The sequence below is a fragment of the Hydrogenophaga aromaticivorans genome (genome assembly GCF_013387465.1).
GTDB classification, from domain to species: domain Bacteria; phylum Pseudomonadota; class Gammaproteobacteria; order Burkholderiales; family Burkholderiaceae_C; genus Hydrogenophaga; species Hydrogenophaga aromaticivorans.
Window position 1 is genome coordinate 241,143 of sequence record NZ_VYGV01000012.1, and the last position, 26,743, is coordinate 267,885.

Sequence of the window (26,743 nt, forward strand, 5' to 3'; positions counted from 1 at the left end):
CCCGGCGGCCGCCGGCGCCTGGCCAGGCTGGCGCGAGTTCCGCGTGGTGCGCCGAGCGTTTGAAGACGATGCCCGGAGTCAATGCTCTTTCTACCTGCAGCCGGTGGACGGCGCGCCGCTCCCGGTGTTCCTGCCCGGCCAGTTCCTCACCTTCGCTGTGCCGGCGCGTGAAGGCGCCACCCCTTCGACACTCACACGCTGCTATTCACTCTCCGACCGCCCCGACCCGGCCGCCTACCGCATCACCATCAAGCGCGCCATGCCACCCCCGGGGCGTCCCGAACTGCCGCCCGGCGCGTCGTCCAGCCACTTTCACGACCGCGTGCACGAAGGCGATGTGCTCCGGGTGAAGGCGCCGGCGGGGCGATTTTTCATCGACACCGATGCCAGCGTTCCGGCGGTGTTGATTGCGGGCGGCATCGGCATCACGCCCATGATGAGCATGCTGCGCTGGTGCGTGAGCGAGCAACCCCAGCGCGCGGTGCACCTGTTCTACGGCGTGCGCAACAGTGCCGACCACGCTTTCAAGGGCGTGCTCGAATCGCTGGCCCGGACACACCCCACCTTTCAACTCCACATGGTCTACAGCGACCCGCAGCCCGGCGATGCGTTGGAGCGCGACCACCAGCACACCGGCCGGATCGATCTGGATCTGATCCGCCGTTGCCTGCCCCACGGGCAACACCAGTTTTATGTGTGCGGCCCGCCACCCATGATGCAAAGCCTGGTGCCCGCCCTGCGCGAATGGGGCGTGCGCGAGCAGGACATCCATTTCGAAGCCTTCGGCCCCGCCACCGTGCGCCCCGCAGGCCCGGCGAGCAACGAGCCGCCGCCCGCCACCGCGACCACGCTGGACGTGCACCTGCGCCGATCAGGCCGCACCCTGGTGTGGGACGGGCAAGACGCCAACCTGCTGGACTTTGCCGAGCGCCACCTGGTGGCGGTGGAATCCGGCTGCCGCTCGGGCAGCTGCGGCAGTTGCGAAACCCGGCTCGTCTCAGGCTCGGTGCGCTACGCCGAGCGGCCCGACCACGAGGTGGCGCCGGGTCATTGCCTGCTCTGCGTGGCCACGCCGCAGACCGCCCTGGAGCTGGAAATATGAGCGCAGCGCCGGGCCGCCCCAAGCCAGCTCGCACCGCAGCCCGCAGGGCGGAGGTACTTCTGTGACTTTGAGAGCACGCCTCTTCAGCCGCGAGGTGGTGCCTTTCTACCTCTCGCTGCTGGCGCTCGCGGTGGCCGCGCTGCTGGCCGACGCCGCGCTCCATTTGCTCAACGCCGTCTGGGTGGGCCGCTGGCTCGGCATCCCCGGGGTGCTGCTCATCCTCGGCTCCATGGGCTATTCGCTGCGCAAGCGCAAGCTCATCCAGTGGGGCAAACCCGTCACGCTGCTGCGCCTGCACGAATACATGGCCTGGGCGGGGTCGCTGCTGGTGCTGGTGCACGCCGGCATCCACTTCAACGCCATCCTCGGCTGGCTCGCCGTCGGGGCCATGCTCATCAACGTCGCCAGCGGGCTCACCGGCAAGTTCCTCATGCAGCGCGCCCGGCGCCGGCTCGACGAGTCCCGGGAGCGCATGCGCCAGCAAGGCCTGACCGATGAGCAGCTCGCCGAGCGCACCTACTGGGACAGCCTCACCTTCGACGCCGTCAAACAATGGCGCTCGGTGCACTTCCCCATCACGCTCGCGTTTGCCGTGCTCGCGCTGGCCCACATCGTGGCGGTGTTTCTTTTCTGGGGCTGGAAATGAAGGGCCGCTGGTTGTGGATCGTGATCGCGGCCAACCTGGTGGCTTTGGTGGGCCTCGCGTTCTGGCTCCCGCACCTCATGATCAGCCCAGGCCCGCTCATTCCCGGGCACGCCACGCTCACCACCGACTGCTACGCCTGCCACGCCCCCCTGCGCGGTGCCTCCACCGAGCGTTGCATCACTTGCCACACCGTGGCCGACATCGGTCTGCGCACCACCAAGGGCCAGGCCATCACAGTGGCTCAGGCGGTTCGCGCCACGCCCATGAAGATGTCGTTCCACCAGGAGCTCACGGAACAGGACTGCATGGCCTGCCACAGCGACCACGCCGGTCCCAAGCTCACCCAGCGCGACCGCAGACCGTTTTCACACGCCTTGCTGCGCGTGGCCACGCGCGAGCGCTGCGCGTCGTGCCACGCCGCACCCACCGATGACCGCCACCGCAAGCTCAACCCGGCCATGGGCTGTGTGACCTGCCACACCGCCGACGGCTGGAAGCCCGCCCACTTCGACCACGCTGCCCTCACCAAGGTGGAGCTGGACCGCTGCGAGAGCTGCCACAAGCCACCCGGCGACAGCCTGCACCGCCCGATCAAGGGGAACTGCGCCCAGTGCCACTCCACCCAGGCCTGGGAGCCCGCCACCTTCGAGCACGACAAGCTGTTTGTGCTCGACCGCGACCACAACGCCAGTTGCGAGACCTGCCACAAGAACCCGGCCGACTACCGTCAATACACCTGCTACGGCTGCCACGAACACACGCTCGCCAACGTGCGTGAGGAGCACGAAGAAGAGGGCATCCGGAACTTCGACAACTGCGTGAAATGCCACCGCAGCGCGGACGAGGAGCCGAGTGGCGAAGGTCGGGGCGAGGAGAAGGACGGCGAGCGGGACTGACCGATCCAGATCCTCGAAGGCGCATCGGCAACCTTGGCCAGCGCCTGTTGCATGATGGCCGTGTAAGCTGCTTCGACAACCGATGCCGTGGGGACCTGTGCCGTCTCGGCTCCTTGCACGCAAAACCCCGTCCGTCGTCCTCATGACCCCGCCTGCCCAACGCTCGTCGCCTGTCCGGGCTCATGTCCGCATGCCCACACCGTCCACGGTTTTCCGCGCCTTGCTGCGCTGCCTGGCCCTGGCGATGGGCGTCGCAGCGGGTGGCGTCTGGGCGTCCGAGGCGCCGTTGTGGTTCGACGCAGGCCGTCCCCGGCTCCAGGCCTGGCAGGCGGTGGAGCTGCTGGCCGGGGCGCCCGGCCATGGGCTGATCGCCGAAGACTACGGCGTCGATGCGCTGGGTCTGCAGGTGGCCGAGGCGGCCCAGGAGCCTTCGCTGGATGACGCGGCCCAGGAACGGCTGGCGCAAGCGCTCAGCGCCGCCATGCAGCGCTACCTGAGCGACCTGCACCAGGGTCGGCTGGACCCGCGACGCATCAACCACCACTTCAGGCCACCGGCCAGTGACGGCTTCGACCCGGCGGAACGGCTGCGCGAGGGCCTGCAGACCGGGCAGTTGGCCGATGTGGTGCGCGAGGCCGCACCGCGCCTGTCGCAGTACGAAGCGCTGCGCCGGGCACTGGCCCGGATGCGGGCGCTGGGCGACCACCCCGCCTGGCGGCAGGAGCTGCCCCCGTTGCCTCGCCCGGCCCGTCCCCAGCCGGGCCGGCCCGGCAAGCTGGAGCCCGGCCAGACCTGGGCCGGCCTGGCCCTGCTCGCCGAACGGCTGCGCCTGCTGGGCGACCTGACGGCCGACGAACCGCTGCCGGTGGTCTACGAGGGTGTGTGGGTGGAGGCGGTCCAGCGCTTCCAGGAGCGCCACGGGCTGGAGGTGGACGGGGTGCTCGGCAAGGACACCTGGGCCGCGCTGCGGGTGACACCGGGCGAGCGCGCGCAGCAGATCGCCCTCAATCTGGAGCGGCTGCGCTGGACGCCGCTGACCGAAGCCCAGCGCATGATCGTGGTCAACATCCCGGAGTTCGTGCTGCGCGCCTACGAGGTCCGCGAGGGCCGCATCGTCGTCCACCAGACCATGAAGATCATCGTGGGCAAGGCCATGGACACGCGCACGCCGGTGTTCGAAGAAGAGATGCGCAGCATCGAGTTCAGCCCCTACTGGAACGTGCCGCCGTCGATCGCGCGCAGCGAGACCGTCCCCAAACTCCAGCGCGATCCCGGTTACCTGGCGCGTGAGGACATGGAATTCGTGTTACCGGACGGCCTCGTCAGCACCGAGGTCACCCCGGACGTGCTGGCCGAGGTGCTGGCCGGGCGCGCCCGCATACGCCAGCGCCCCGGGCCGAAGAACGCGCTCGGCGCGATCAAGTTCTCCTTCCCGAACCGCGACCACATCTACCTGCACCACACGCCCGCGGCCCAGCTCTTTGGCAAGGGCCGGCGCGACTTCAGCCACGGCTGTGTGCGTGTCGAGAAGCCGGTGGAGCTGGCCCTGTTCGTGTTGCAGGACATGCCCCAGTGGACCGAGCAACGGGTGCGCGAAGCCATGGCCGCGGGGCAGTTGCAGGCCGTGCGGCTCGCCACGCCGGTGCCGGTGCTGATCACCTATGGCACGGCGCTGGTGAAGCAGGGGCGTCTGCATTTCTACCCCGACATCTACGGCCACGACCGTGAGCTGGCCGAGGCCTTGCGACAGCGCTGAGTCAGATCGGATCGGCCAGCAGCTTGGAGAAGGCGGCGATGTTGGCGGCGCTGGGCACCTGCGGTTTCATCTCGTCTTCTTCGGCGGTGGCGTTCTCGTGGGCCTGGACGGCGTTGACCAGGGCGTACTGGTTTTCCCACGAGAGGGTCTTGCCTTCCGGACACATGTCGCGCAAAGTGCCAAACCAGTAGTAGCCGTCCTTGCCGCCGAACAGCGTGTCGATGGCGCCGGCGTCGCCGGTCTTGATGCCCTGGGCCGAAAGGATGAGCTTGAGTTTGTGGTGGGAGACGGAATAGTGCATGCGCGCTTCGGGTGTGTGTGGCCAGGTCAGGGCGGCCCGCCAATGTGCGGGTCACCAGGGGCAGCGATTTTACCGATGGCGCCGCCGACCCGGCGCCGGTGGTTGGCACTGCACTTGCTAACGCCCCTGGGGTGACGGAGCCGACCTCGCGTGGGCTCCGACGGTTTCGCCAGCGATTGGTCTTTTTCAAGGTGCCCGCTCATGTCCGCAGATGCCCTGTCAGCTGATTCCCCATCGCCAGAGGTTCCTGTGGCCGTGGCACCCGCGTCGCCCAACACGCCGCACCCGCGCCACATCCGCCTGACCTCGCACTCCGGCGGGTTCGGGGCGCTGCCCATCGTGTGGGGCGCGGCCACCGCGCGCGAGCGCGGGCCGGTGGTGGGCACCACACTCAACGTGTCGAACCGCAACGTGATCGGCACCCACAGCGGCAGCTACAGCGTGTACCGCGCGCTGGCCGTGGCGGCGGGCGCGCTCAAGCGCGAGCACCGCGCCGACCTGACCAACACCGCGCCCACCGACATCATCGGCCCCTACCCGCAGTGGGCCGACCCGGAAAAGATCGTCAGCATGGACCCCTGGGGCGCGGTGATCGCCGACGCCTACGCCACCGAGCTGGAGGCGGGCTACGACATCCGCCCGACGATTGCCGTGACACAGGCGCACGTGATCCTGCCCGAGGTGATCGACGCGCTGCAAAAAGGCAGGCTCCAACCCGATGGCCGCTTCCTCACCGCGGGCGGCGCCGCCGTGGTGACCAAGGTGGCGGTGGAGCCGGTGTGGTACCTGCCGGGCGTGGCGAAGCGTTTTGGCTGCACCGAGGCCGTGTTGCGTCGCGTGCTGTTTGAAGAGACCGGCGGCATGTACCCCGAGCTGGTCACGCGCTCCGACCTCGAGGTGTTCCTGCCGCCCATCGGCGGGCAGACGGTCTACATCTTCGGCAACCCGCGCGACCTGGCCGACCCGTCGGTGACGCTGACCGCGCGCGTGCACGACGAGTGCAACGGCTCGGACGTGTTCGGCTCCGACATCTGCACCTGCCGGCCTTATCTCACGCACGCGATCGAAGAGTGCATCCAGGGCGCGCAGCGCGGCGGCGTGGGGCTCGTGTCGTACTCGCGCAAGGAGGGCCGGGCACTCGGCGAGGTGACCAAGTTCCTGGTCTACAACGCGCGCAAACGCCAGGTGGGTGGCGACACGGCCGACCAGTATTTCGCACGCACCGAGTGTGTGGCCGGCGTTCAGGACATGCGCTTCCAGGAGCTGATGCCCGACGTGCTGCACTGGCTGGGCATCACCAGGATCCACCGCCTGGTGTCGATGAGCAACATGAAGTACGACGCCATCACCGGCTCGGGCATCGAGGTCGGCGAACGGATCAACATCCCGGACGAACTGATCCCCGCCGACGCGCGCGTGGAGATGGACGCCAAGATGGCGGCGGGCTACTTCACGCCCGGCGCGGTGCCCGACGCCGAGGAACTGAAGATCGCCAAGGGTCGGGGGCTGGGGTCATGAGCGCCGCCCGGCCGTTCCGAAGGCGCTCAGCCCCGCAGTGCGCAGCACGGAGGGTCGTCCAGTGAGCGCTGCGCCCGGCCGCTCCAAAGCGGGCTCGCACCGCAGCGCGCCGCGCGGAGGTCGCTAAATGACCGCCGCCGTACCCGACACCCGCACACCGGCCGGCGCGGTGCGCGCCCTGCGCTCCACCGCGGCGGTGCGGCAGCGGGCGCAGCAGCTGCTGGCCCGCGCCCGCGCCGGCGCTTCGCATGCCTTTGCGGTGGACGATGCCGCACTGAGCGTGGCCGCACGCACCGTGGCCGAACTCACAAGGCAGCGCTTTCCGGACGGGCGCATCCCTTACCACAGCCGCTGGCGCCATTTCGAAGCGGGCGGGGTAGACCGCGCTGGCCAGCTGGACGCGCTGCTCGGTCCGGTGGACGCGGCCACCCGAGCGCGGGCGCAGATCGACCTGGCGCTGGTGAGCGTGTTGCTGGACGCCGGTGCCGGCCCGCAATGGACGTACCGCGAAGCCGCCAGCGGACAAAATTTTTCGCGCTCCGAAGGGCTGGGTGTGGCGAGCTTTCACGCCTTCACCGGCGGACTGTTTTCCAGCGATCCGTTGCAGCCGCTGCGGGTGGACGCGGCCGGCCTTGCGGTGCTCAGCGCCGAGTGCCTGGGCGACGCCTTTCAGGTGACGGCGGACAACCCGCTCGTGGGTCTGGCCGGTCGCACCCAGGTGCTGCGCCAACTGGGCGAGGCGCTGAAGGCGCAGCCCGACACTTTTGGCCCCGCGGGGCGGCCGGGCGGTTTGTACGACGCGCTGTGCCATGCCGCGGCTGCGGACACCGAACCGGTGCGCACCATCGCGGCGCATCACATCCTGGTCCTGCTGCTGAATACGCTCTCGGCCATCTGGCCGGCGCAGAACACCATTCACGGCCTGGCCCTGGGCGACTGCTGGCAGCACCCCGCCGTGGCGAGCGAGGGCCTCACCGCCGGCTGGATGCCGTTCCACAAGCTCTCGCAATGGCTCACGTATTCGCTGCTGGAACCGTTCGAATGGTCGGGCCTGCGCGTGACCGGGATCGACGCGCTCACCGGGCTGCCCGAGTACCGCAACGGCGGCCTGCTGATCGACGCCGGTGTGCTGCGCCCGCTGCCGAACGGCTGGGCCACGCGCAGCTGGTCCGCCGGCGATGCCTTCATCGTCGAATGGCGCGCGCTCACCGTGGCCCTGCTCGACGAGCTGGCCCCGCTGGTGCGCGCCGAGCTGGGCCTGAGCGCCGAGCAGATGCCGCTGGCCTGTGTGCTCGAAGGCGGCACCTGGGCCGCGGGGAGGGCGCTCGCGCAGCGGCTGCGCAACGGGCTGCCGCCGCTGAACATCGTCAGCGATGGCACGGTTTTCTGACCACAACAACACAAGGCAAAACCATGAGCAACGTCCACCTCATCGACCACCCGCTGGTGCAGCACAAGCTCACGCTGATGCGCCGCAAGGACGCCAGCACCAACAGCTTCCGCCGTCTGCTCAACGAGCTGGCGCTGCTCATGACCTACGAGGTCACACGCGACCTGCCGGTGCAGGACATTCAAATCGAGACCCCGCTGGAGCCCATGACCGCCAAGGTGGTCGATGGCAAGAAGCTGGTGTTCGTGTCCATCCTGCGCGCGGGCAACGGCATCCTAGAGGGCATGCTCAACGTCGTGCCCGGCGCGCGCGTGGGTCACATCGGTCTGTACCGCGACCCCAAGACACTGACCGCGGTCGAGTACTACTTCAAGATGCCCTCGGACATGCACGAGCGCGACGTGATCGTGGTCGACCCGATGCTGGCCACCGGCAACTCGGCCATCGCCGCGATCGACCGTCTGAAGGAAACGCGCCCGAAGTCCATCAAGTTCGTCTGCCTGCTGACCTGCCCCGAAGGCCTGGCCGCGCTGCAGAAGTCGCACCCCGACGTGCCGATCTACACGGCGGCCATCGACCGCCAGCTCAACGAACACGGCTACATCCTGCCGGGCCTGGGCGACGCGGGCGACCGCATCTTCGGCACCAAATAGCGCACCGCTCCGCGGCGTATCCTCGGGCGCTGATGAAACTCCGCCGTCAAGGTGAACCACGATGCTGGACCTGCTGATCACCCACGCCAACCTGCCCGACGGCCGCACCGACATGTCGGTAGCCGTGCGAGGTGGTCGCATCGTCGAAGTGACGCCCGGCCTGCTGGCGCCTGCGCACGAGACGCTGGACGCTGGCGGTCAGTTGCTCACGCCGCCGTTCTGCGACCCGCACTTCCACATGGACGCCACGCTCAGCGTCGGGCTGCCGCGGATCAACCAGAGCGGTACCCTGCTCGAAGGCATCGCGCTGTGGGGCGAGCTCAAGCCGCTGCTGACCGAGGAGGCGCTGGTCGAACGCGCGCTGGCGTATGGCGACTGGGCGGTGGCCAAGGGACTGCTCGCGATCCGCAGCCACGTGGACACCAGCGACCCCAGCCTGCTGCCGGTGCGCGCGATGCTGGAGGTGAAGCGGCGCATGGCGCCTTACCTCGATGTGCAGCTGGTGGCCTTCCCGCAGGACGGCGTGTTGCGCTCGCCGGGCGGGCTGGAGAACCTGAAGCGCGCGCTCGACCTGGGCGTCGACGTGGTGGGCGGCATTCCACACTTCGAGCGCACCATGAGCGAAGGCGCAGCCAGCGTGAGGCTGCTGTGTGAACTCGCCGCCGAGCGCGGCCTGCCGGTGGACATGCACTGCGACGAAAGCGACGACCCGCATTCGCGTCACATCGAAACGCTGGCCTTCGAGACGCAGCGCCTGGGCCTGCAGGGCCGCGTCAACGGCTCGCACCTCACGTCCATGCACAGCATGGACAACTACTACGTGAGCAAGCTGATCCCGCTGATCGCCGAGGCCGGCGTGAGCGCGGTGGCGAATCCGCTGATCAACATCACGCTGCAGGGCCGGCACGACAGCTACCCCAAGCGCCGCGGCATGACGCGCGTGCCCGAACTCATGGCGGCTGGCGTGACGGTGGCCTTTGGCCACGACTGCGTGATGGACCCCTGGTATTCGCTCGGCAGCGGCGACATGCTGGAAGTGGCCCACATGGGCCTGCACGTGGCGCAGATGACCAGCCAGGCCGGCATGCGCCAGTGCTTCGAGGCCGTGACCACCAACGCCGCCAAGGTGATGGGGCTGACCGGCTACGGCATCGAAGCGGGCCGGGATGCCAGCTTCGTGCTGCTGCAGGCGCGCGACCCGATCGAGGCGATCCGCCTGCGGGCGACGCGGTTGAAGGTGTGGCGCCAAGGGCAACTGCTGTCGGACATGGCTCCAGCGGCTGCGCACCTGAACCTGGCGGGGCGGCCCGGTTCAACGACGTTCGCCCGATAACACCCACCGTGCTCTGGGCGCTGGCGCACAGATGACCGGGCGCATATCGTCCAAGCTACCCGATCCCGTCCAGCCCGGGCACGGCGCGATCCTGCGCCTCCCGGCGGATTTTCACGAAAGACGATCCGATGTTTCCAGAGTACCGAGAGCTCATCACGAGCCTCAAGACCACCGATCTCCACTTCACGCGCCTGTTCGACCAACACAATGAACTCGACCAGAAGATCCAGAACATGGAGGACGGCATCGAGATGGCCACCCCGGTAGAGATCGACACGCTCAAACGCGAGAAGCTGCAGCTCAAGGACGAGCTGTACGTCATTCTCAAGAAGGCCGAGAGCGTCTGAAGTGAAGCACCCCCCGCAGCGCTTCGCGCTACCCCCTGGGGGCGGCACTGGCCGTCCGGCAAAGCCGGCCCGGCGGTGCCCCGGGCTGCAGTTTCATGAGTCACCCATCAGGTTTCATTTCTTCCAGGAGGGCCCATGGCCACGATGATGAAAGCCGCTGTCTTTGTCGAAAAGAACCGCATCGAGGTGGTGGACAAACCCATTCCCGATGTCGGTCCCAACGATGCCCTGATCCGCATCACCACGACCACCATCTGTGGCACCGATGTGCACATCCTCAAGGGGGAGTACCCGGTCGCCAAAGGCCTGACCATCGGCCACGAGCCGGTGGGCGTGATCGAAAAACTGGGCAGCGCCGTGATGGGCTACACCGAAGGCCAGCGTGTCATCGCCGGCGCCATCTGCCCCAACTTCAACTCCTACGCGGCGCAGGACGGCGCGCCATCCCAGGACGGCAGCTACCTGATTCCACAGGGCCTGTGCGGTTGCCACGGTTTCAAGGCCACGGCGGGCTGGCGATTCGGCAACCTGATCGATGGCACCCAGGCCGAGTACGTGCTGGTGCCGGATGCACAGGCCAACCTCGCGCCCATCCCCGACGGGCTGACCGACGAGCAGGTGCTGATGTGCCCCGACATCATGTCCACCGGCTTCAAGGGCGCGGAGAACGCCGGCATCCGCATCGGCGACACCGTGGTGGTGTTTGCGCAAGGCCCCATCGGCCTGTGCGCCACCGCGGGCGCGCGCCTGCTGGGCGCGTCCACCATCATCGCGGTGGACGGCAATGACCACCGCCTGGACATCGCGAAGAAGATGGGCGCCGACCTCACGCTCAACTTCAACCACTGCGACGTCGTCGACGAGATCATGAAGATCACCGGCGGGCGCGGGGTGGATGCGTCCATCGAAGCGCTGGGCACCCAGTCCACCTTCGAATCGGCCCTGCGCGTGCTCAAACCCGGCGGCACCCTGTCCAGCCTGGGCGTCTATTCCAGCGACCTCACCATTCCCCTCTCGGCCTTCGCCGCCGGCCTGGGCGACCACCGCATCGTCACCGCGCTGTGCCCGGGTGGCAAGGAACGCATGCGCCGGCTGATGAACGTGGTGGCCTCGGGCCGCATCGACCTGGGCGTGATGGTGACGCACCAGTTCAAGCTGGACGACATCGTGGCCGCGTATGAGCTGTTTGCACACCAGCGCGATGGCGTGTTGAAGGTGGCGATCAAGCCCTGAGGCCGGCGGGCGGCCTGCGGTCGGAAATCCGTTTTTCCGTGTGGTGGGTGAAACGGATTTCCGTTCGCCCGGACGTCCTGTGGGCGGCCCAGAGGGGGTCTGAGCGGCGTTTTTGAGGGGATTCGGGGCCTGTTCCTAGGGTAAATACCCACTGGCACGGCCTTTGCGCTGAACACCCTCAAACAGCCCATGACCATGATCCGTTGCCTGCCCCCTTTTCTGCTGATGTGCTGCGCCCTGAGTGCACAGGCCCAGACGCCGGTGCTCACGACGCTGCAGAAGATCTCGCAGACGGCCACCATCAACCTGGGGCACCGCGAGTCGTCGGTGCCGTTCTCGTACTACGACGGCCGCCGCCAGGTGGTGGGCTATTCGCAGGACCTGATGCTGGCGGTGACGGAGAGCATCAAGCGCGAACTCAAGCTGCCGGCGCTGGCGGTCAAGCTGGTGCCGGTGACCTCGCAGAACCGGATACCCCTGGTGCAGAACGGCTCGGTGGATCTGGAGTGCGGCTCCACCACCCACAACCGCGAGCGCGCACGCCAGGTGGCGTTCTCGGTGTCCATCTTCCAGACCAGTTCGCGCCTGCTCACCCACAAGGATTCGGGCGTTACCGAGCTGGCTGATCTGAGCGGCCGGCGCGTGCTGGTCACGGCCGGCACCACGAGCGAACGCCAGCTCATGCTGCACAGCGAGTCCACCGGCCTGCGCGTCGACATCGCCACGGCCAAAGACCATGGCGAGGCGTTCGCGCAGCTGCAAAGCGGGCGGGCCGTCGCGTTCCTGATGGACGACGCCGTGCTCTACGGGCTGCGCGCCAAGGCGGACAAGCCCGACGACTGGCGCGTGGTCGGCAAGCCGATGGCGGCCGAGGTCTACGCCTGCATGCTGCGCAAGGACGATGCCGCGTTCAAGGCCGTGGTGGACCGCAGCCTGACGCAGCTGATGCGGTCGGGTGAGGCGCTGAAGATCTACCGCCGCTGGTTCCAGAGCCCGATTCCCCCCAAGGGCCTGAACCTGAACTGGCCGCCGCCCGACGCGTTGCTGGAGCTGTACCGGTCGCCGACCGACCGGCCGCTGGGCTGAGCGCAGCTGGCGCCAGATTCCAGCAAGCCCCAGCCCTCTCCCCGTCCCCACCACCGTCCCAGCCAAGGATTCACCATGCCCAGCCGCTTCTTGTCATCCGTCAGGCCCGCCGCCCGGGCGGTCTGCGTGACGCTGTGTGCGCTGGCGCCACTGTGGGTCGGTGCCGGCCCGGTGCTCGATCGCATCCAGCGCACCGGCACGGTGGTGCTGGCGCACCGGGAATCGTCGGTGCCGTTCTCCTTTCTTGACCAGGACCGCAAGCCGGTCGGCTATTCGATCGACCTGTGTCTGAAGCTGGTGGACGCGCTGCGCAAGAAGCTGGAACTGAAGACGCTGACACCCGCCTTCGTCATGGTCACACCGGCCAACCGCATCGCGACGGTGGAAGAGGGCAAGGCCGACCTGGAGTGCGGCTCCACCACCAACAACGCCGAGCGCCGCGAGAAGGTGGCCTTCACGGTGCCGCACTACATCACCGGCGCGCGCTACTTGGTGCGGGCCGACAGCCCGGTCCAGGTGGTCCGCGATTTCAAGGGCCGCAAGCTGGTGTCCACCAGTGGCACCACGCCGCTGAAGGCCATCACCCGATCCAACATCGACCACCTGCTGGGCATCCGGATTGTGGAGGCCGCGGAACATGCCCGGGCGGTCGAGATGGTGGAAACCGGCGAGGCCGAGGGTTTCGTGATGGACGACGTGCTGCTGTACGGCCTGGCGGCCGGGCGGCCCGATCCCGACCGGCTCAAGGTGGTGGGCAAGTTCCTGACCATCGAGCCGCTGGCCATCATGCTGCCGAAGAACGACCCGCAGTTCAAACAGCTGGTGGACGACGAGATGAAGCGGCTGATCCGGTCCGGAGAGGCCCACGCGGTCTACGACCGCTGGTTCAGCCAGCCCATCCCGCCGGCCAACAAACCCCTGAACCTGCCCATGAACTACCTGCTGAAGGATTTCTGGAAGTACCCCACGGACCAGGTGCCCGGTTGATTCGGCCACGGTCTTTCTTTGTTTCCCCCACCCTCCCAACCTATTGGAGCCTGTATGAAAAAGTCTTTGTTGATTGTTGCCGCCCTCGTGGCCAGCTCGGCCGCCGTGGCGCAGACCACCGACACCCTGAAGAAGATCAAGGACAGCGGGTCCGTGACCATGGGCGTGCGTGAAAGCTCGGGCGCCCTGTCCTACACGCTGGGCGACGGCAAGTTCGTGGGTTACCACGTCGAGATCTGCCAGAAGGTGCTGGCCGACGTGCAGAAGCAGCTGGGCCTGGCCAAGCTGGACATCAAGTACCAGCCGGTGACCTCGCAGAACCGCATCCCGCTGGTGCAGAACGGCACGGTGGACATCGAGTGCGGCTCCACCACCAACAACGCCGCGCGCCAGAAAGACGTGTCCTTTGCGGTCACGACCTTCGTGGAAGAGGTGCGCATCGCGGTCAAGGCCAACTCCGGCATCACCTCGATTGCCCAGCTCAACGGCAAGAAGGTCGCCACCACCACCGGCACCACCTCCGTGCAGACCCTGCGCAAGAACGAGCGCGCCACCGGCGTGAACTTTGAAGAGGTCTACGGCAAGGACCACGCCGACAGCTTCCTGCTGCTGGAGAGCGGCCGTGCCGATGCGTTCGTGATGGACGGCGCCATCCTGGCCGGCAACATCGCCAAGGCCAAGAACCCGGCCGACTTCAAGCTCGTGGGCGAGGTGCTGTCGGTGGAACCCATCGCCATCATGGTCCGCAAGGACGACGCCGCCTTCAAGAAGGCCGTGGACGACAGCCTCAAGGCCATGATGAAGTCGGGCGACGTGGCCAAGCTGTGGACCAAGTGGTTCGAGCAGCCGATCCCCCCGGCCAACACCAAGGTCGGCATGGTCGCCAACGAGAACACCAAGGCGGCCTGGGCCACCCCCAACGACAAGCCGATGGAAGACTACGCCGTCAAGAAGTAAGGCCCCCACACTCCGCCGCTGCGCGGGTCGTTGCCCCCCGAGGGGGCTGGGCCAGCCTTGGGGCGGCCCGGCGGCTGGCCCGGTCTGGCTTGCACACTCCGGCGCCGCGCAGGCCGCTTCTTCTCGAACAAGGAATTCACCATGAGCACATGGGATTGGCAGGTGTTCTGCAAGGACACCATCGACGGTGAGGTGCGCCCCAGCTGTTTTGGCGAGGGCGGCGACATCACCTACCTGGACTGGCTGCTCTCGGCCTGGGGCTGGACGCTGAGCGTTGCGGTGCTGGCGCTGGTGGTGGCGCTGGTGGTGGGCTCGCTGATGGGCATCTTCCGCACCACGCCCAGCCGCGCGCTGGTGGTGATCGGCAACGTGTGGACCGAGCTGTTCCGCAACATCCCGCTGCTGGTGCAGGTGTTCCTGTGGTACCACGTGCTGCCGGCGCTGATTCCGCCACTCAAGGACGTGCCCAGCTTCCTGCTGGTGGTGTTCGCGCTGGGCTTCTTCACCTCGGCGCGCATCGCCGAGCAGGTGCGAGCCGGTATCCAGAGCCTGCCCAAAGGGCAGCGCTACGCCGGGCTGGCCATGGGCCTGACGCTGCCGCAGACCTACCGCTACGTGCTGCTGCCGATGGCGTTTCGCATCGTCATCCCGCCGCTGACCAGCGAGAGCATGAACATCATCAAGAACTCCTCGGTCGCGTTCGCGGTGTCGATCGCCGAGCTGACCATGTTCGCCATGCAGGCGCAGGAAGAAACCTCGCGCGGCATCGAGGTCTACCTGGCGGTCACCGGTCTGTACTTCATCTCGGCCTTCGTCATCAACCGCATCGCGCTGTTCATCGAACACAAGGTGCAGGTGCCCGGCATGATCGGAGGGCATTGACATGAACCTCGACTTTTCTTTTCTCGACGGGTCGGTCCTGTCGAGCTTCGTGCTCAAGGGCCTGATCTTTTCGGTGCAGCTCACGCTGATCGCCATGGTCGGTGGCATTCTGCTCGGCACGGTGCTCGCGCTCATGCGCCTGTCGGGCAAGAAGTGGCTGGTGATGCCGGCCGCGTTCTACGTGAACACGCTGCGCTCCATCCCGCTGGTGATGGTGATCCTGTGGTTCTTCCTGCTGATCCCGTTGCTGATCGGGCAGCCCATGGGCGCCGAGCTCTCGGCCATGATCACCTTCACGGTGTTCGAGGCCGCGTACTTCTCGGAGATCATGCGCGCGGGCATCCAGAGCGTGCCCAAGGGCCAGGTGAATGCGGGTTACGCGGTGGGCATGACCTACGGCCAGACCATGCAGCTGATCGTGCTGCCGCAGGCCTTCCGCAACATGCTGCCGGTGCTGATGACGCAGACCATCATCCTGTTCCAGGACACCTCGCTGGTCTACGCCATCGGTGCCTACGACCTGCTCAAGGGCTTCGAGGTCGCGGGCAAGAACTTCAACCGACCGGTGGAGACCTACCTCGTGGCCGCCGTCGTCTATTTCGTCATCTGCTTCTCGCTGTCGATGCTGGTGCGTCGCCTGCAGAAGAAGATCGCCATCATCCGCTGAGGATCAGGAGCACAACCATGATCGACATCAAGAACGTTTCCAAGTGGTACGGCAGCTTCCAGGTGCTGACCGACTGCACGACCTCCATCCAGAAGGGTGAGGTGGTGGTGGTCTGCGGCCCCTCGGGCTCGGGCAAGTCCACCCTGATCAAGACCGTCAACGCGCTGGAGCCTTTCCAGAAGGGCGACATCGTGGTGGACGGCATCAGCATCGCCGACCCCAAGACCAACCTGCCCCAGCTGCGCAGCCGGGTCGGCATGGTGTTCCAGCACTTCGAGCTGTTCCCGCACCTGAGCGTGACCGAGAACCTCACGCTGGCACAGATCAAGGTGCTGGGCCGCAACGCCGACGAGGCCAAGACCCGCGGCCTGAAGATGCTCGACCGCGTGGGCCTGATGGCGCACAAGGACAAGTTCCCCGGCCAGCTCTCCGGCGGCCAGCAACAGCGCGTGGCGATCGCGCGGGCGCTGAGCATGGACCCGATCGTGATGCTGTTCGACGAGCCCACCTCGGCGCTCGACCCCGAGATGGTGGGCGAGGTGCTCGACGTGATGGTCAAGCTCGCGCAAGAGGGCATGACCATGATGGTCGTCACCCACGAGATGGGTTTTGCCAAGAAGGTCAGCCACCGCGTGATCTTCATGGACGCCGGCAAAATCGTCGAAGATTGCCGGCGCGACGAGTTCTTCGGGAACCCGGACGCGCGCTCGCCACGGGCCAAGGAGTTCCTGTCGAAGATCCTGGCGCATTGAGACCGGTTTGCCTTCAAAGCGATAACTGCGTTGCTGAAGCCTTGCCGTGCTACAGCACTGTCTGCGGCTTCGCGCCATGTTCTCACTTTGAATGCAAACCGGTATGAATTTTTCTTCCTGAGGTCGCCATCCACCCCGCACCGCCGTTCGGTCCCCCCCCAACCCCGCCGCACCGCCGGCCTGGGGTGGCCCTGCGGCGCGCGTGGCTGGCGTTGATGGCGCTGGCCCTCATCGCGGCGGCGGGGTTCTGGGTCTATGAACGCAGCTTCGCCCAGGGCGCGAGCAGCCTGAAGGCGGCCTCCAACGGCCGCCTCGATCTGTTTGCCTCGGTTGTCGAGGCGCGGGTGCGGCGCCTGGAGCCGGTGCCCGCCACCATCCAGCTCAACCCGGTGGTGGTGCGGTTGCTGCAGGCGCCCAGCGCGGCGCACGCGTTGGCCGCCAACGACTACCTTTCGCGCCTGAACGCCCACCTGGGCAGCCTGGCGGTGTTCGTGCTCGATGTGCGCGGTGTGGTGCTGGCCTCCAGCAACACCGCGCTGCGCGACGACAGCCTGCGCGGCGAAGACGTCTCCTACCGCCCCTATTACCTGGAGGCGCTGGCCGGGCGCTCGACGCGCCATTTCGCCATCGGCAGCGGCGGCCATGCGGGCTACTTTGCCTCGCACCCGATCTACGACGGCCCCCGGGTGGTCGGTGTGGCCGTGATCAAGATCGGCCTCGACGCGCTGGAGCAGACCTGGCCCATGCTGGGGGCGCCGGCGCTGGTGGCCGACGCCAACCAGGTGGTGATCCTGTCCTCGCAGCCGCAGTGGCGCTACACCTCGCTGGCGCCGCTGCCCACCGAGCGCCGGGTCGACCTGCAGCTGGCCCAGACCTATGGCGCGCTGCGCCTGCCGCTGTTCCCGCTGAGCGTGGAGCTGTCGGTGAACGAAGATTCCCAGGAGGTGCAGGGCCTGCTGCTGGGCGACGAGGCCCGGGTCTCGGCGGCGCTGGGCCAGGCGCGCAGCCGCGCGGACTTCATGGTGCTCGGGCGCTCGCTCGACGGCATGGACTGGCGCGTGCTGATCTTCACCAGCCTGGCCGCGGTGCGCCACCAGGCCCTGCTGGACGGCGTGGGCGGCGCCGTGTCCGTGGCCTTCCTGCTGCTGCTGGCGCTGTACTGGGCGCAGCGCCAGCGCATCGAGCGCCAGAAGCTGGGCGCCAAGCGCCAGCTGGAGCAGGCCAACGCCGAGCTGGAGCAGGAGGTGGGCCGCCGCACGCAGGAGCTCACCGACGCCAACACCCTGCTGCGCAAGGAAGTGGCCGAGCGCGAGCAGACCGAAAAGACCCTGCGCGCGGCGCAGAACGAGCTGGTGCACGCCGGCAAGATGGCCGTGCTGGGCCAGCTCGCGGCCAGCATCACGCACGAGCTCACGCAGCCGCTGGGCGGGATCCGCACCCTGTCGGGCAACGCGGCCGAGTTCATGCGCCGCGGCAACCACGGCGCGGCGCAGGAGAACCTGTCCATCGTGGCCCGGCTGGTCGACCAGATGGCGCGCATCATCGACCCGCTCAAGAGTTTTTCGCGCAAATCGAGCTCGCGTCCCGAGGCGACCGACGTGGGCCGCATCGTGGAGCAGGCCCTGTTCCTGTTCCAGCTGCGCCTGCGGCACGAGAAGGTCGAGACCGACAACCGCTGCGAACCGGGACGCTGGATCGCCTGGTGCGATGCCAACCGGCTGGAGCAGGTGCTGGTCAACCTGGTCGGCAGCGCGCTCGACGCCATGCGCGACGCGCCGCGCAAGACGCTGCGGATCACCGCCGAACTGCGCCCGGAGCAGGAGCAGGTGCCGCTGGCCATCGCCATCCAGGTGCAGGACAGCGGCAAGGGCCTGAGCGAGGCCGACTTCGCCCACCTCTTCGAGCCCTTCTACACCACCAAGGCCAGCGGCGCCGGCCTCGGGCTGGGGCTGGTGATCTGCCGCGACATTGCCGCAGAATTCCAGGGTGCACTGCAGGCGCACAACGTCCCCGAGGGCGGCGCCTGTTTCACCCTCACCGTTCCCCTCTGGCAAGCTTCCCTGCACCCGAAAACCCCCGTGACTCCATGAACCGCGCCCTGACCGTCCTTTTGGTGGAAGACGATGCCGCCGTGCAGCTGGGCTGTGTGCAGGCGCTGCAGCTGGCCGACATCCCGGTGCGCGCCTTCGATTCGGCGGAGGCCGTGCTGCCGCACATCGGCCCCGGTCTGGCCGGCGTGATCGTGACCGACATGCGCCTGCCCGGGGCCGACGGCCTGTCGGTGATCTGCGAGGCGCGTGACATCGACCCCGACCTGCCCGTGATCATGATCACCGGCCACGGCGACGTGAACCTGGCCGTCCAGGCCATGCGCAGCGGCGCCTACGACTTCATCCCGAAACCCTTTTCGCCCGAGCAGCTGGTGGAGGTGGTGCAGCGGGCGCTGGAGAAGCGCCGCCTGACGCTGGAGGTCGCCAACCTGCGCCGCGCGCTGACGCTCAGCGAAGGCCTCGAAGGCAAGCTGGTCGGCCACTCGCCGGCCATCGCGCGTGTGCGGCAACTGGTGACCGAGGTGGCCGACTCGCCGGTGGACGTGCTGATCCGCGGCGAAACCGGCACCGGCAAGGAGGTGGTGGCGCGCGCGCTGCACGACCACTCGCGGCGCCGCAATGCGCCCTATGTGGCGCTCAACTGCGGCGGCCTGCCCGACAGCCTGCTCGACAGCGAACTGTTCGGCCATGAACCCGGCGCCTTCACCGGCGCGCAGAAGCGCCGCATCGGCCGCATCGAACACGCCAACGGCGGCACGCTGTTTCTCGACGAACTCGAAAGCATGCCCATGGGCGTGCAGGTCAAGCTGCTTCGCGTGCTGCAGGAGCGCTGCATCGAACGGCTGGGCTCGAACCAGAGCATTCCGGTGGACGTGCGCGTGGTCGCCGCGACCAAGGACGACCTGCTGGCGCGCGCGCAGCAGGGCAGCTTCCGCGCCGACCTGGTGTACCGGCTGAACGTGGTCAACATCGAGCTGCCCGCGCTGCGCGAGCGCCGCGAGGACATCCCCATGCTGCTGGAGCACTTCATGCTGCTGGCCGCCAGCCGCTACGACCGGCCCGAGCCCCGGCTGCCCCAGGCGCAGCTGCGCCAGCTGATGGCGCGCGACTGGCCCGGCAACGTGCGCGAGCTGCGCAACGTGGCCGACGCGCTGGTGCTGGGCGTCGGCCCGCAGTGGGTGTCGCCGCACGGGCCGGCGCCCGATGCATCAGGCAACGATGCGCAGCCCACGCTGACCGAAACGGTCGAGCAGTTCGAACGCAGCCTGATCGCCGATGCCCTGCAGCGCCACGCCGGCAACGTGGGCCAGACCGCCAAGGCGCTGCGCATCGCCAAGACCACCCTGGTCGACAAGATCAGGAAACACGGGCTGGGCAAGGGGGAGGCGGCTTCGGAAGCCTAAGGGGCCGAACGCTCCCGCATGGCCGCCAGCCCCTGGATCACCGTCTCGGTCCAGAACTCGAAGCTCTGGTCCAGCGGCTGATCGACGCCGCTGGAGGCGCGGACCACGAAGGCGCCGCGCGCCAGATGGGGCATCTCGCGCGCCAGCGTGGGGCATTGCCGGGCGTCCACGTCCTGCATGCGCTGCCGGTGCGCCGTGGCCCAGCCCTCGGGGTCTTCTTCGGGCAGGGGGGCGAGTTCCAGTGTGACGAAGCCCACCATGCCCGCGACCAGCGTGTTGTAGGCGTGGCGCAGCCGGTCACCGGAAAAGCCCGCACGCTCCAGCAGCATCAGCATGTGCTCCACGAGTTCAGGCGGCATGCTCTCGTTGGACACCAGCTGGGCGCCGAGCACCGGGGCAATGGCGGGGTGCGCGCGCACGGCTTTGCGGTAGCGCCGGAACAGCGCGCGCACGCCCGCGGCCCAGTCGGTTGGCCGACGCGCGGGCTTGAGGTCGCCCAGGGCCATTGCCACGGCACCCGCGATCAGGGCGTTGCGACCCGGCACGTGCCAGTACAGGGCCGTGGGGTAGACGCCCAGGTCACGCGCCAGGTCGCGAACGCTGAAACCCGCCACGCCCTTGCGGTCGATGAGCGCCAGAGCGGCCACCAGCACGGCGTCGCGGGAGAGGCTGTCGCCGGGTTTCGGTGGAGCAGAGGCGGGTGGGGTGGTGGTCATGGGGTGCGAGGATACCGGTGTTCGAAAACCTTGCAACGTCTTGTACACTGTACAGGATCAGACGATGCGAAGGAACGGCCATGAACCTCATCGATACCCTCGAAGCCGCCCGCGCGCGCTACCGCGAACGCAACCCGGCCAGCGAGCGCCAGCTGGCCGAGGCGGCCACCGTCATGCCCGGGGGCAATACGCGCAGCGTGCTGTTTCATGCGCCTTTTCCACTGACCATGGTGCGGGGAGAGGGGGCCCGCCTGTGGGACGCCGACGGTCACCGCTACCTCGATGCCCTGGGAGAGTTCACCGCGGGGCTGTACGGCCACTCGAACGCCGTGATCCGGCAAGCCATCATTGACGCGCTGGCCGATGGCTTGAGCCTCTCGTCCCACAACCGGCGCGAGGTGGCGCTGGCGGCAGAGATCCAGCGGCGTTTTCCGTCGATGGCCCTGATGCGTTTCACCAACTCGGGCACGGAGGCCAGCCTGCTGGCGCTGGCCACGGCCAAGGCCTTCACCGCCCGGCCGAAGATCATGGTGTTCGACGGGGCTTACCACGGGGGCCTGCTGAGTTTCGGCCGAGGTGGTTCGCCGATCAACGTGCCCCACGCGTACGTGGTGGCGCCCTACAACGACCTGGCCGCCGCGCAGGCGTTGGTGCACGCGCACGGCCCGACGCTGGCAGCGATCGTCGTTGAGCCGATGCTGGGTGCGGGTGGTTGCATCCCGGGTGAGCCTGCATTCCTGCGCGGCCTGAGCGAGCTGGCCCGTGGCTGTGGTGCCCTGCTGGTGTTCGACGAGGTGCAGACCTCGCGCCTGTCCATCGGCGGGCGGCAGGCGCAGCTGGGCATCACGCCCGACCTGACGGTGATCGGCAAGTACTTCGGCGGTGGCCTGTCGTTCGGGGCCTTCGGTGGGCGCGTGGACTGCATGGCGCAGTTCGACCCGCGCCGCGCGAATGCCCTGTCGCACGCGGGCACCTTCAACAACAACGTGCTCTCGATGGCCGCCGGCCTCGCCGGCCTGCAGCAGGTGCTGACGCAGGAAGCGTTGGCCGCATTGAACCAGCGTGGCGACCGGCTGCGCGAGCGGCTCAACGCCGTGCTGCAGACGCATGGCGTGGCGGCGCAATTCACCGGCCTGGGTTCGGTCATGAACCTGCACGGCATGACCGGGCCGGTGCGCTGTGCCGCGGACCTGGCCACGTCCAACACCTGGCTGAAGGAACTGTTGTTCTTCGACCTGCTGGAGCGCGGGGTCTACATGGCGCAGCGGGGGCTGGTGTCCCTGTCGCTGCCGTTCGACGAATCGGCTTGCGAGGAGATGCTGGGCGCGTTCGAAGACGTGGTCCGGGCGCGCCGCGATGTGTTGCGAGGTTGAGGAGCGAGCATGACACTGATTTCGGACCTGCACGATGGCGTTCTGACACTGACGCTGAACCGTCCCGACAAGCTCAATGCGATCAACAACGATCTCGCGCTGCGCCTGCTGGATGCTTTGCGGGCGGCGGCTGCAGATCCGGGCGTTCGGGTGGTGCGACTGCGCGGCAATGGGCGCGCTTTCTGCGCGGGTCGCGATGTGAGCGAGCCGCCCACCGAGCGGGATCTGGAGCTGGTGCAGGCGGTGGCTCAGGCGATCGTGCGCTTGCCGCAGCCGGTGGTGGCCGATGTACACGGATGGACGCTGGGGGCCGGTCTCGAATGGATGCTGGATGCGGATCTGGTGGTGGCTGGCCGCAGTGCACGCTTTCGCCTGCCGGAGGCCTCGCTGGGGGTGTTCGTCACCGGGGGCCTGACCGCCACCTTGTCGGCCATGGCGGGACTGGCCCGTGCGCGCTCACTGCTGTTGCTCGGCGAGGCGTTTGATGCCCAGCAGGCGCTGGAATGGGGGCTTGTCTACCGGGTGGTGAACGATCCGGATCGGGAGGAGGCATCCCGGCATGTGGCGACCGCACTGGCCGCGCTCAAGCCCGAGGTGGCCCAGGCATTCAAGCGGGTCATGAACCAGATCGGCCTGCCTGCTTTTGATCGGGCCATTGAGGCCGAAAACGAGGCCCAACGGCTGCTGGGAACAAAACCCGGGCCAACCTGAGTCTTCCTGCGCGCGCCCTCAGGCGCACAGCGCCTGCAACACCTCTTCGGCGGTCGCCGGTGCGTTCACCAGCAAGGCATCGCCGCCGGCCTGCGCCACCGCGTCGCGCAGCGCCTCGTACACGCTGATGGCCAGCATGAACGGGGGTTCGCCCACGGCCTTGCTACCGTGCACGTTGTCCTCGCGGTTGGCCTCGGGCCAGAGCTCGATCTTGAAGTGCGCGGGCACGTCGCCGGTGGCGGGGATCTTGTAGGTGCTGGGGGCGTGGGTCTGCAGATACCCTTTGCCGTTCCAGACGAGTTGTTCCGTCGTCAGCCAGCCCATGCCCTGGATGAAGCCTCCCTCGATCTGGCCGATGTCGATCGCCGGGTTGATGCTGTGGCCGACGTCGTGCAGGATGTCCACCTTCAACACCCGGTACTCGCCGGTGAGGGTGTCGATGGCGACTTCGCTGACCGCCGCGCCGTAGGCGAAGTAGTAGAACGGTCGGCCGGTGAGCGTGGTCTTGTCGTAGTGGATCTTGGGCGTGCGGTAGAAGCCGTCGCTCCAGAGCTGGATGCGGTTGGCGTAGGCCGTGCCGACCACGTCTTCCCAGCGGCGTGTGCTCTTCTCCGTGATGACCTGACCGCCTTCGAAGCGCACCGCGCCCGCGCCGCAGCCGTCGAGACCGGCCACGAAGGCGGCGAGGTTGTCGCGCACATGGCGGGCGGCGAACTGCGCGGCGCGGCCGTTCAGGTCGGTGCCGCTGCTGGCCGCGGTGGCGCTGGCGTTGGGCACCTTGCTGGTGTCGCTGGCGGTGGCCAGCACGCGCTCGAACGGCACGCCGAGTTCGTCGGCCACGATCTGCGCCACCTTGGTGTTCAGGCCCTGGCCCATCTCGGTGCCGCCGTGGTTCACCTGCACACTGCCGTCGGTGTAGACGTGCACCAGCGCGCCGGCCTGGTTGAACAGCGTGGCGGTGAAGCTGATGCCGAACTTGACAGGGGTGAGCGCCAGGCCTTTCTTGATGACGGGGCTGCTGGCGTTCCACGCGGCGATCTGCTCGCGGCGTTCGCGGTAGCCGCTGGTGAGCGCGAGTTGCGTCATCAGCGGTTCGAGGACGTTGTCTTCCACCTGCATCTGGTAGTGGGTGACATTGCGCTCTGTGATGCCGTACAGGTTGCGCAGCCGCACGTCCAGCGGGTCCAGATCGAGCGTGCGCGCGATGTCGCTCAGGATGCGCTCGATCACGATCACGCCCTGCGGGCCGCCGAAACCGCGAAAGGCGGTGTGGCTCTGCGTGTTCGTCTTGCAGCGGTAGCTGGCCACGGCCACGTCTTCGAGGAAATAGGCGTTGTCGGCATGGAAGATGGCGCGGTCGGCCACCGGGCCGGAAAGGTCGGCGCTGAACCCGCAGTTGACCAGCATCTCCAGCTCCAGCCCGCAAAGCAGGCCGCTGTCATCAAAGCCCACGCGGTAGTGGTACGCAAACGGATGGCGCTTGCCGGTGATCATGAAGTCGTCGTCGCGGTCCAGCCGCAGCTTGACCGGGCACTTCAGCTGGTTCGCGGCGATGGCGGCCCAGACGGCCAGGTGGCCGGCCTGCGTCTCCTTGCCGCCGAAACCGCCGCCCATGCGCCGGCATTCGACCGTGACGGCGTTGTTGGCGATGCCCAGTGCGTGCGAGACCCAATGCTGCACCTCGCCGGGGTGCTGGGTGCTGGTGTAGACCCACCACTGGTTCTGCTCCAGCGGCAGCACGTAGGCGACCTGGCCTTCGAGGTAAAAGTGTTCCTGGCCACCGACCTCGAAGCGGCCTTCGAGCTGGTGGGGGGCGCGCTTCAGGGCAGCACCCGCGTCGCCGCGGCTCACCTGCACCGGTGGCAAAACATAACTTTCCAGCGCATGGGCTTCGTGCACGTTGAGCACGGCGGGCAGGGGTTCGATGTCCAGCTTCACGAGCCGCGCGGCGCGGCGCGCGGTCATCACGTCGTCGGCCACCACCAGCGCGATCACCTGGCCGGTGAACATCACGGTGTCGAGCGCGAACACCGGCTCGTCGTGCGCAAAGGCGGCGAGCGTGGTGTCGCCGGGGATGTCACCGGCGTCGATCACGGCGCGCACACCGGGCAGGGCCAGCGCGGCGGAGGCGTCCAGCTTGCGCAGGATGCCGTGGGCCACGGGCGAACAGACCGGCGCCGCGTGCAGCGTGCCGCGCACTTCGGGGATGTCGTCGATGTAGGTGGCGGTACCGGCCACCTGGGCTCGGGCGCTTTCGTGGAACCGGGATTGGCCGGCGGCGCGCAACGCCGTTCGCCCTGAGCCCGTCGAAGGATGGGTGGGAGCTTCAATAGTCTCAGCCTGAACGGAAGGGGCTCCTGCATCCGCCCGGGAAGAAATCACCACCGGCGATTCGGTTGAATTTTTGTCGCGTGCGTTCATGCCGTGGCCTCCAGGCTGGATGCGGTGAGGCTTTCGAGATTGATGGTCGTCATGCCCTGGCTTTCCAGCCAGAAGCGCCGCAGCAGATTGCCCAGCACGGTCTGGCGGTAGGCGGCGCTGGCGCGCATGTCGCTGATGGGCTGGAACTCGGCGCGCAAGGCGGCGGTGGCCGCCATCACGGTGTCGGCGTTCCAGGGCTGGCCGCGCAGGGCGGCTTCGGTCTGGTGTGCTCGGGCCGGGGTCGCGGCCACGCCGCCGGCGCCGATGGAGACCTGTTGCACGGTGCCGTCTTTCAGGGTCATCTGGATGGCGAGGCAGACGGCGGAGATGTCGTCGTCGAAGCGTTTGCTGATCTTGTAGACGCGCATGAACGCTGTGTTTTCCGGCCGAGGCACCTTGATCCAGCACAGCAGTTCGTCCGCCCGCATCACGTTGGTCCGGTAGCCGGTGTACAGGTCTTCCAGCCGCAACTCGCGGTGGGCGATCTCGCCGCCCGCGGCGGTTTTCTTCCACCGCATCAGCACCACGCTGGCGCCCAGCGCGATCAGCAGCGGCATGGCGTCGCCGATGGGTGAGCCGTTGGCCACGTTGCCGCCCAGCGTGCCGGAGTTGCGCACCGGCAGGCCGGCAAAGCGCTGGCTGAAGGTCTTGAGCTGGGGGCGTTCCTTCACCAGCGCGGCAAAGGCGTCGGTCAGGTTCACGGCAGCACCGATGGCGATGTGGTGCGGGTAGGTCTCCACCCGCTGCAATTCGCGCGCCGCGGTAACGTCCAGCACGCGCTCGAAGCGCTTGTGCAGCTTGGTGACCCACAGGCCCACGTCGGTGCAACCGGCCACGACCTGCGCCTTGGGGTGAGCAGAGCGGGCCTGCAGCAGCGCAACCAGGGTGGTGGGGCGCAGGTAGTTTTCATCGCCGTTCTGGCGCGGCTTCAGCGCCTTGAGGGCGGCGACGGTGGCCGCTTCGTCCACGCCACAGCCGGCGGGCAGCGGCAAACTGCCCATTTTTTCAGCAGCGTCCAGGATGGGGCGGTAGCCGGTGCAACGGCAGAGGTTGCCCGAGAGGTCCACCTGGGCCTGTTCCCGCGTGATGCCTTGTCCGCCACGACTGTTCTGGTACATGCCAAACAGGCTCATCACGAAGCCCGGCGTGCAGAAGCCGCACTGGCTGCCGTGGCACTGCACCATGGCTTCCTGGCAGGGATGCAGGTCGGGGGAGGCGCCAGCCTTGAGCGTGGGGGCAGACAGGTCTTCGGCCGTGAACACCGCCATGCCGTCCACCGAGTGGGCCAGCCGGATGCAGCTGTTGATGGCCTGGTATTGCAGCTTCCCGTTGACGGCCTGTGCCAGCACCACGGTGCAGGCGCCGCAGTCGCCTTCGCCGCAGCCCTCCTTGGTGGCGGTGAGCTGCAGGTCTTCGCGCAGCACCTCCAGCAGGGTGCGGTCGGGTGCTACATTGCCGAGCGCCACGGCCTGGCCGCGGCGCACGAATCTCAGGGTTTGTGCGGAGATTTTTGAATTCATGCGCGTCAGCATAGCGCCCACCCCATGGCACAACATATGCTC

24 protein-coding genes are annotated in these 26,743 nt (G+C 67.8%); 20 read left to right on the top strand and 4 right to left on the bottom strand.

The genetic code is table 11. The features are described 5' to 3' along the window. The 4 genes from F3K02_RS14535 to F3K02_RS27790 all read left to right on the top strand — a co-directional run. Nucleotides 1-1,102, top strand: a 1,102-nt coding sequence (locus tag F3K02_RS14535) for a 2Fe-2S iron-sulfur cluster-binding protein (RefSeq protein WP_177136403.1), incomplete at its 5' end; no start/stop codon positions are given. 61 nt (nt 1,103-1,163) lie between these two features. Then, entirely contained in the window at nt 1,164-1,748 is a 585-nt protein-coding gene (locus F3K02_RS14540) for a hypothetical protein (RefSeq protein ID WP_343067093.1), read from the top strand. Next, nucleotides 1,745-2,644, top strand: a complete 900-nt coding sequence (locus tag F3K02_RS14545; RefSeq protein WP_177136326.1) for a multiheme c-type cytochrome — start codon at nt 1,745-1,747, stop codon at nt 2,642-2,644. Before F3K02_RS14540 ends, F3K02_RS14545 begins: the two co-directional genes overlap by 4 nt. Nucleotides 2,645-2,834: 190 nt before the next feature. Next, nucleotides 2,835-4,400 carry a L,D-transpeptidase family protein gene (locus F3K02_RS27790; RefSeq protein ID WP_177136327.1) on the top strand — a complete coding sequence of 522 codons (1,566 nt, stop codon included), beginning with the start codon at nt 2,835-2,837 and terminating at the stop codon, nt 4,398-4,400. Between the two features lies 1 nt (nt 4,401). On the opposite strand, the gene F3K02_RS14555 is transcribed toward F3K02_RS27790, so the two are convergent. After that, nucleotides 4,402-4,701, bottom strand: coding sequence for a hypothetical protein (locus F3K02_RS14555; RefSeq protein ID WP_177136328.1), 300 nt, complete (start codon nt 4,699-4,701; stop codon nt 4,402-4,404). Between the two features lie 201 nt (nt 4,702-4,902). Here F3K02_RS14555 and F3K02_RS14560 point away from each other — a divergent pair, with 201 nt between their 5' ends. The 14 genes from F3K02_RS14560 (at nt 4,903) to F3K02_RS14625 (ending at nt 19,960) form a co-directional block, all read left to right on the top strand. Next, nucleotides 4,903-6,219 (top strand): GTP cyclohydrolase II, encoded by a 1,317-nt coding sequence (locus tag F3K02_RS14560; RefSeq protein ID WP_177136329.1) that lies wholly within the window; start codon nt 4,903-4,905, stop codon nt 6,217-6,219. A 127-nt stretch (nt 6,220-6,346) separates the two neighbouring features. Beyond that, entirely contained in the window at nt 6,347-7,609 is a 1,263-nt protein-coding gene (locus F3K02_RS14565) for a URC4/urg3 family protein (RefSeq protein ID WP_177136330.1), read from the top strand. Nucleotides 7,610-7,632: 23 nt separating this feature from the next. Then, nucleotides 7,633-8,262 carry a uracil phosphoribosyltransferase gene (upp, locus tag F3K02_RS14570; RefSeq protein WP_177136331.1) on the top strand — a complete coding sequence of 210 codons (630 nt, stop codon included), beginning with the start codon at nt 7,633-7,635 and terminating at the stop codon, nt 8,260-8,262. Between the two features lie 61 nt (nt 8,263-8,323). Next, the gene (locus tag F3K02_RS14575) at nt 8,324-9,595 is read left to right on the top strand and encodes an amidohydrolase family protein (RefSeq protein ID WP_177136332.1); all 1,272 of its coding nucleotides are present in this window, start codon (nt 8,324-8,326) and stop codon (nt 9,593-9,595) included. A 128-nt stretch (nt 9,596-9,723) separates the two neighbouring features. Then, entirely contained in the window at nt 9,724-9,942 is a 219-nt protein-coding gene (locus tag F3K02_RS14580; RefSeq protein WP_177136333.1) for an HP1242/YdcH family protein, read from the top strand. Between the two features lie 135 nt (nt 9,943-10,077). After that, entirely contained in the window at nt 10,078-11,175 is a 1,098-nt protein-coding gene (locus F3K02_RS14585; RefSeq protein ID WP_177136334.1) for an NAD(P)-dependent alcohol dehydrogenase, read from the top strand. 189 nt (nt 11,176-11,364) lie between these two features. Further along, complete coding sequence (locus F3K02_RS14590) at nt 11,365-12,261, top strand: transporter substrate-binding domain-containing protein (protein ID WP_177136335.1); 897 nt, start codon at nt 11,365-11,367, stop codon at nt 12,259-12,261. A gap of 75 nt (nt 12,262-12,336) precedes the next feature. Continuing rightward, nucleotides 12,337-13,248, top strand: coding sequence for an amino acid ABC transporter substrate-binding protein (locus F3K02_RS14595; RefSeq protein WP_177136336.1), 912 nt, complete (start codon nt 12,337-12,339; stop codon nt 13,246-13,248). A gap of 54 nt (nt 13,249-13,302) precedes the next feature. After that, a complete protein-coding gene (locus F3K02_RS14600) occupies nt 13,303-14,205 on the top strand; it encodes an amino acid ABC transporter substrate-binding protein (RefSeq protein ID WP_177136337.1) in 903 nt (300 codons plus the stop codon). Between the two features lie 141 nt (nt 14,206-14,346). Continuing rightward, nucleotides 14,347-15,087, top strand: coding sequence for an amino acid ABC transporter permease (locus F3K02_RS14605; RefSeq protein ID WP_177136338.1), 741 nt, complete (start codon nt 14,347-14,349; stop codon nt 15,085-15,087). Between the two features lies 1 nt (nt 15,088). Continuing rightward, the gene (locus F3K02_RS14610) at nt 15,089-15,754 is read left to right on the top strand and encodes an amino acid ABC transporter permease (protein ID WP_177136339.1); all 666 of its coding nucleotides are present in this window, start codon (nt 15,089-15,091) and stop codon (nt 15,752-15,754) included. Nucleotides 15,755-15,771: 17 nt separating this feature from the next. Beyond that, nucleotides 15,772-16,506, top strand: coding sequence for an amino acid ABC transporter ATP-binding protein (locus F3K02_RS14615; protein ID WP_177136340.1), 735 nt, complete (start codon nt 15,772-15,774; stop codon nt 16,504-16,506). 215 nt (nt 16,507-16,721) lie between these two features. Continuing rightward, nucleotides 16,722-18,596 (top strand): ATP-binding protein, encoded by a 1,875-nt coding sequence (locus F3K02_RS14620; RefSeq protein WP_177136405.1) that lies wholly within the window; start codon nt 16,722-16,724, stop codon nt 18,594-18,596. Continuing rightward, entirely contained in the window at nt 18,593-19,960 is a 1,368-nt protein-coding gene (locus F3K02_RS14625; RefSeq protein WP_177136341.1) for a sigma-54-dependent transcriptional regulator, read from the top strand. Before F3K02_RS14620 ends, F3K02_RS14625 begins: the two co-directional genes overlap by 4 nt. Here the strand turns inward: F3K02_RS14625 and F3K02_RS14630 are convergent. After that, nucleotides 19,957-20,676, bottom strand: coding sequence for a TetR/AcrR family transcriptional regulator (locus F3K02_RS14630; protein ID WP_177136342.1), 720 nt, complete (start codon nt 20,674-20,676; stop codon nt 19,957-19,959). The genes F3K02_RS14625 and F3K02_RS14630 overlap by 4 nt on opposite strands. 80 nt (nt 20,677-20,756) lie before the next feature. Between F3K02_RS14630 and F3K02_RS14635 the strand changes: the two genes are divergently transcribed. Both F3K02_RS14635 and F3K02_RS14640 read left to right on the top strand, forming a co-directional pair. Next, on the top strand, nt 20,757-22,049 hold the full coding sequence (locus F3K02_RS14635) for an aspartate aminotransferase family protein (RefSeq protein ID WP_177136343.1): 1,293 nt from the start codon (nt 20,757-20,759) through the stop codon (nt 22,047-22,049). Nucleotides 22,050-22,058: 9 nt separating this feature from the next. Next, entirely contained in the window at nt 22,059-22,760 is a 702-nt protein-coding gene (locus F3K02_RS14640) for an enoyl-CoA hydratase/isomerase family protein (RefSeq protein WP_177136344.1), read from the top strand. An 18-nt stretch (nt 22,761-22,778) separates the two neighbouring features. Here F3K02_RS14640 and xdhB read toward each other — a convergent pair whose 3' ends face one another. Next, nucleotides 22,779-25,181 carry a xanthine dehydrogenase molybdopterin binding subunit gene (xdhB, locus tag F3K02_RS14645; RefSeq protein ID WP_177136345.1) on the bottom strand — a complete coding sequence of 801 codons (2,403 nt, stop codon included), beginning with the start codon at nt 25,179-25,181 and terminating at the stop codon, nt 22,779-22,781. Continuing rightward, nucleotides 25,178-26,701: a xanthine dehydrogenase small subunit gene (gene xdhA / locus F3K02_RS14650; protein WP_177136346.1), complete on the bottom strand. Its 1,524-nt coding sequence runs from the start codon at nt 26,699-26,701 to the stop codon at nt 25,178-25,180. The genes xdhB and xdhA overlap by 4 nt, the downstream gene beginning before the upstream one ends. Between the last annotated feature and the right edge of the window lie 42 nt (nt 26,702-26,743).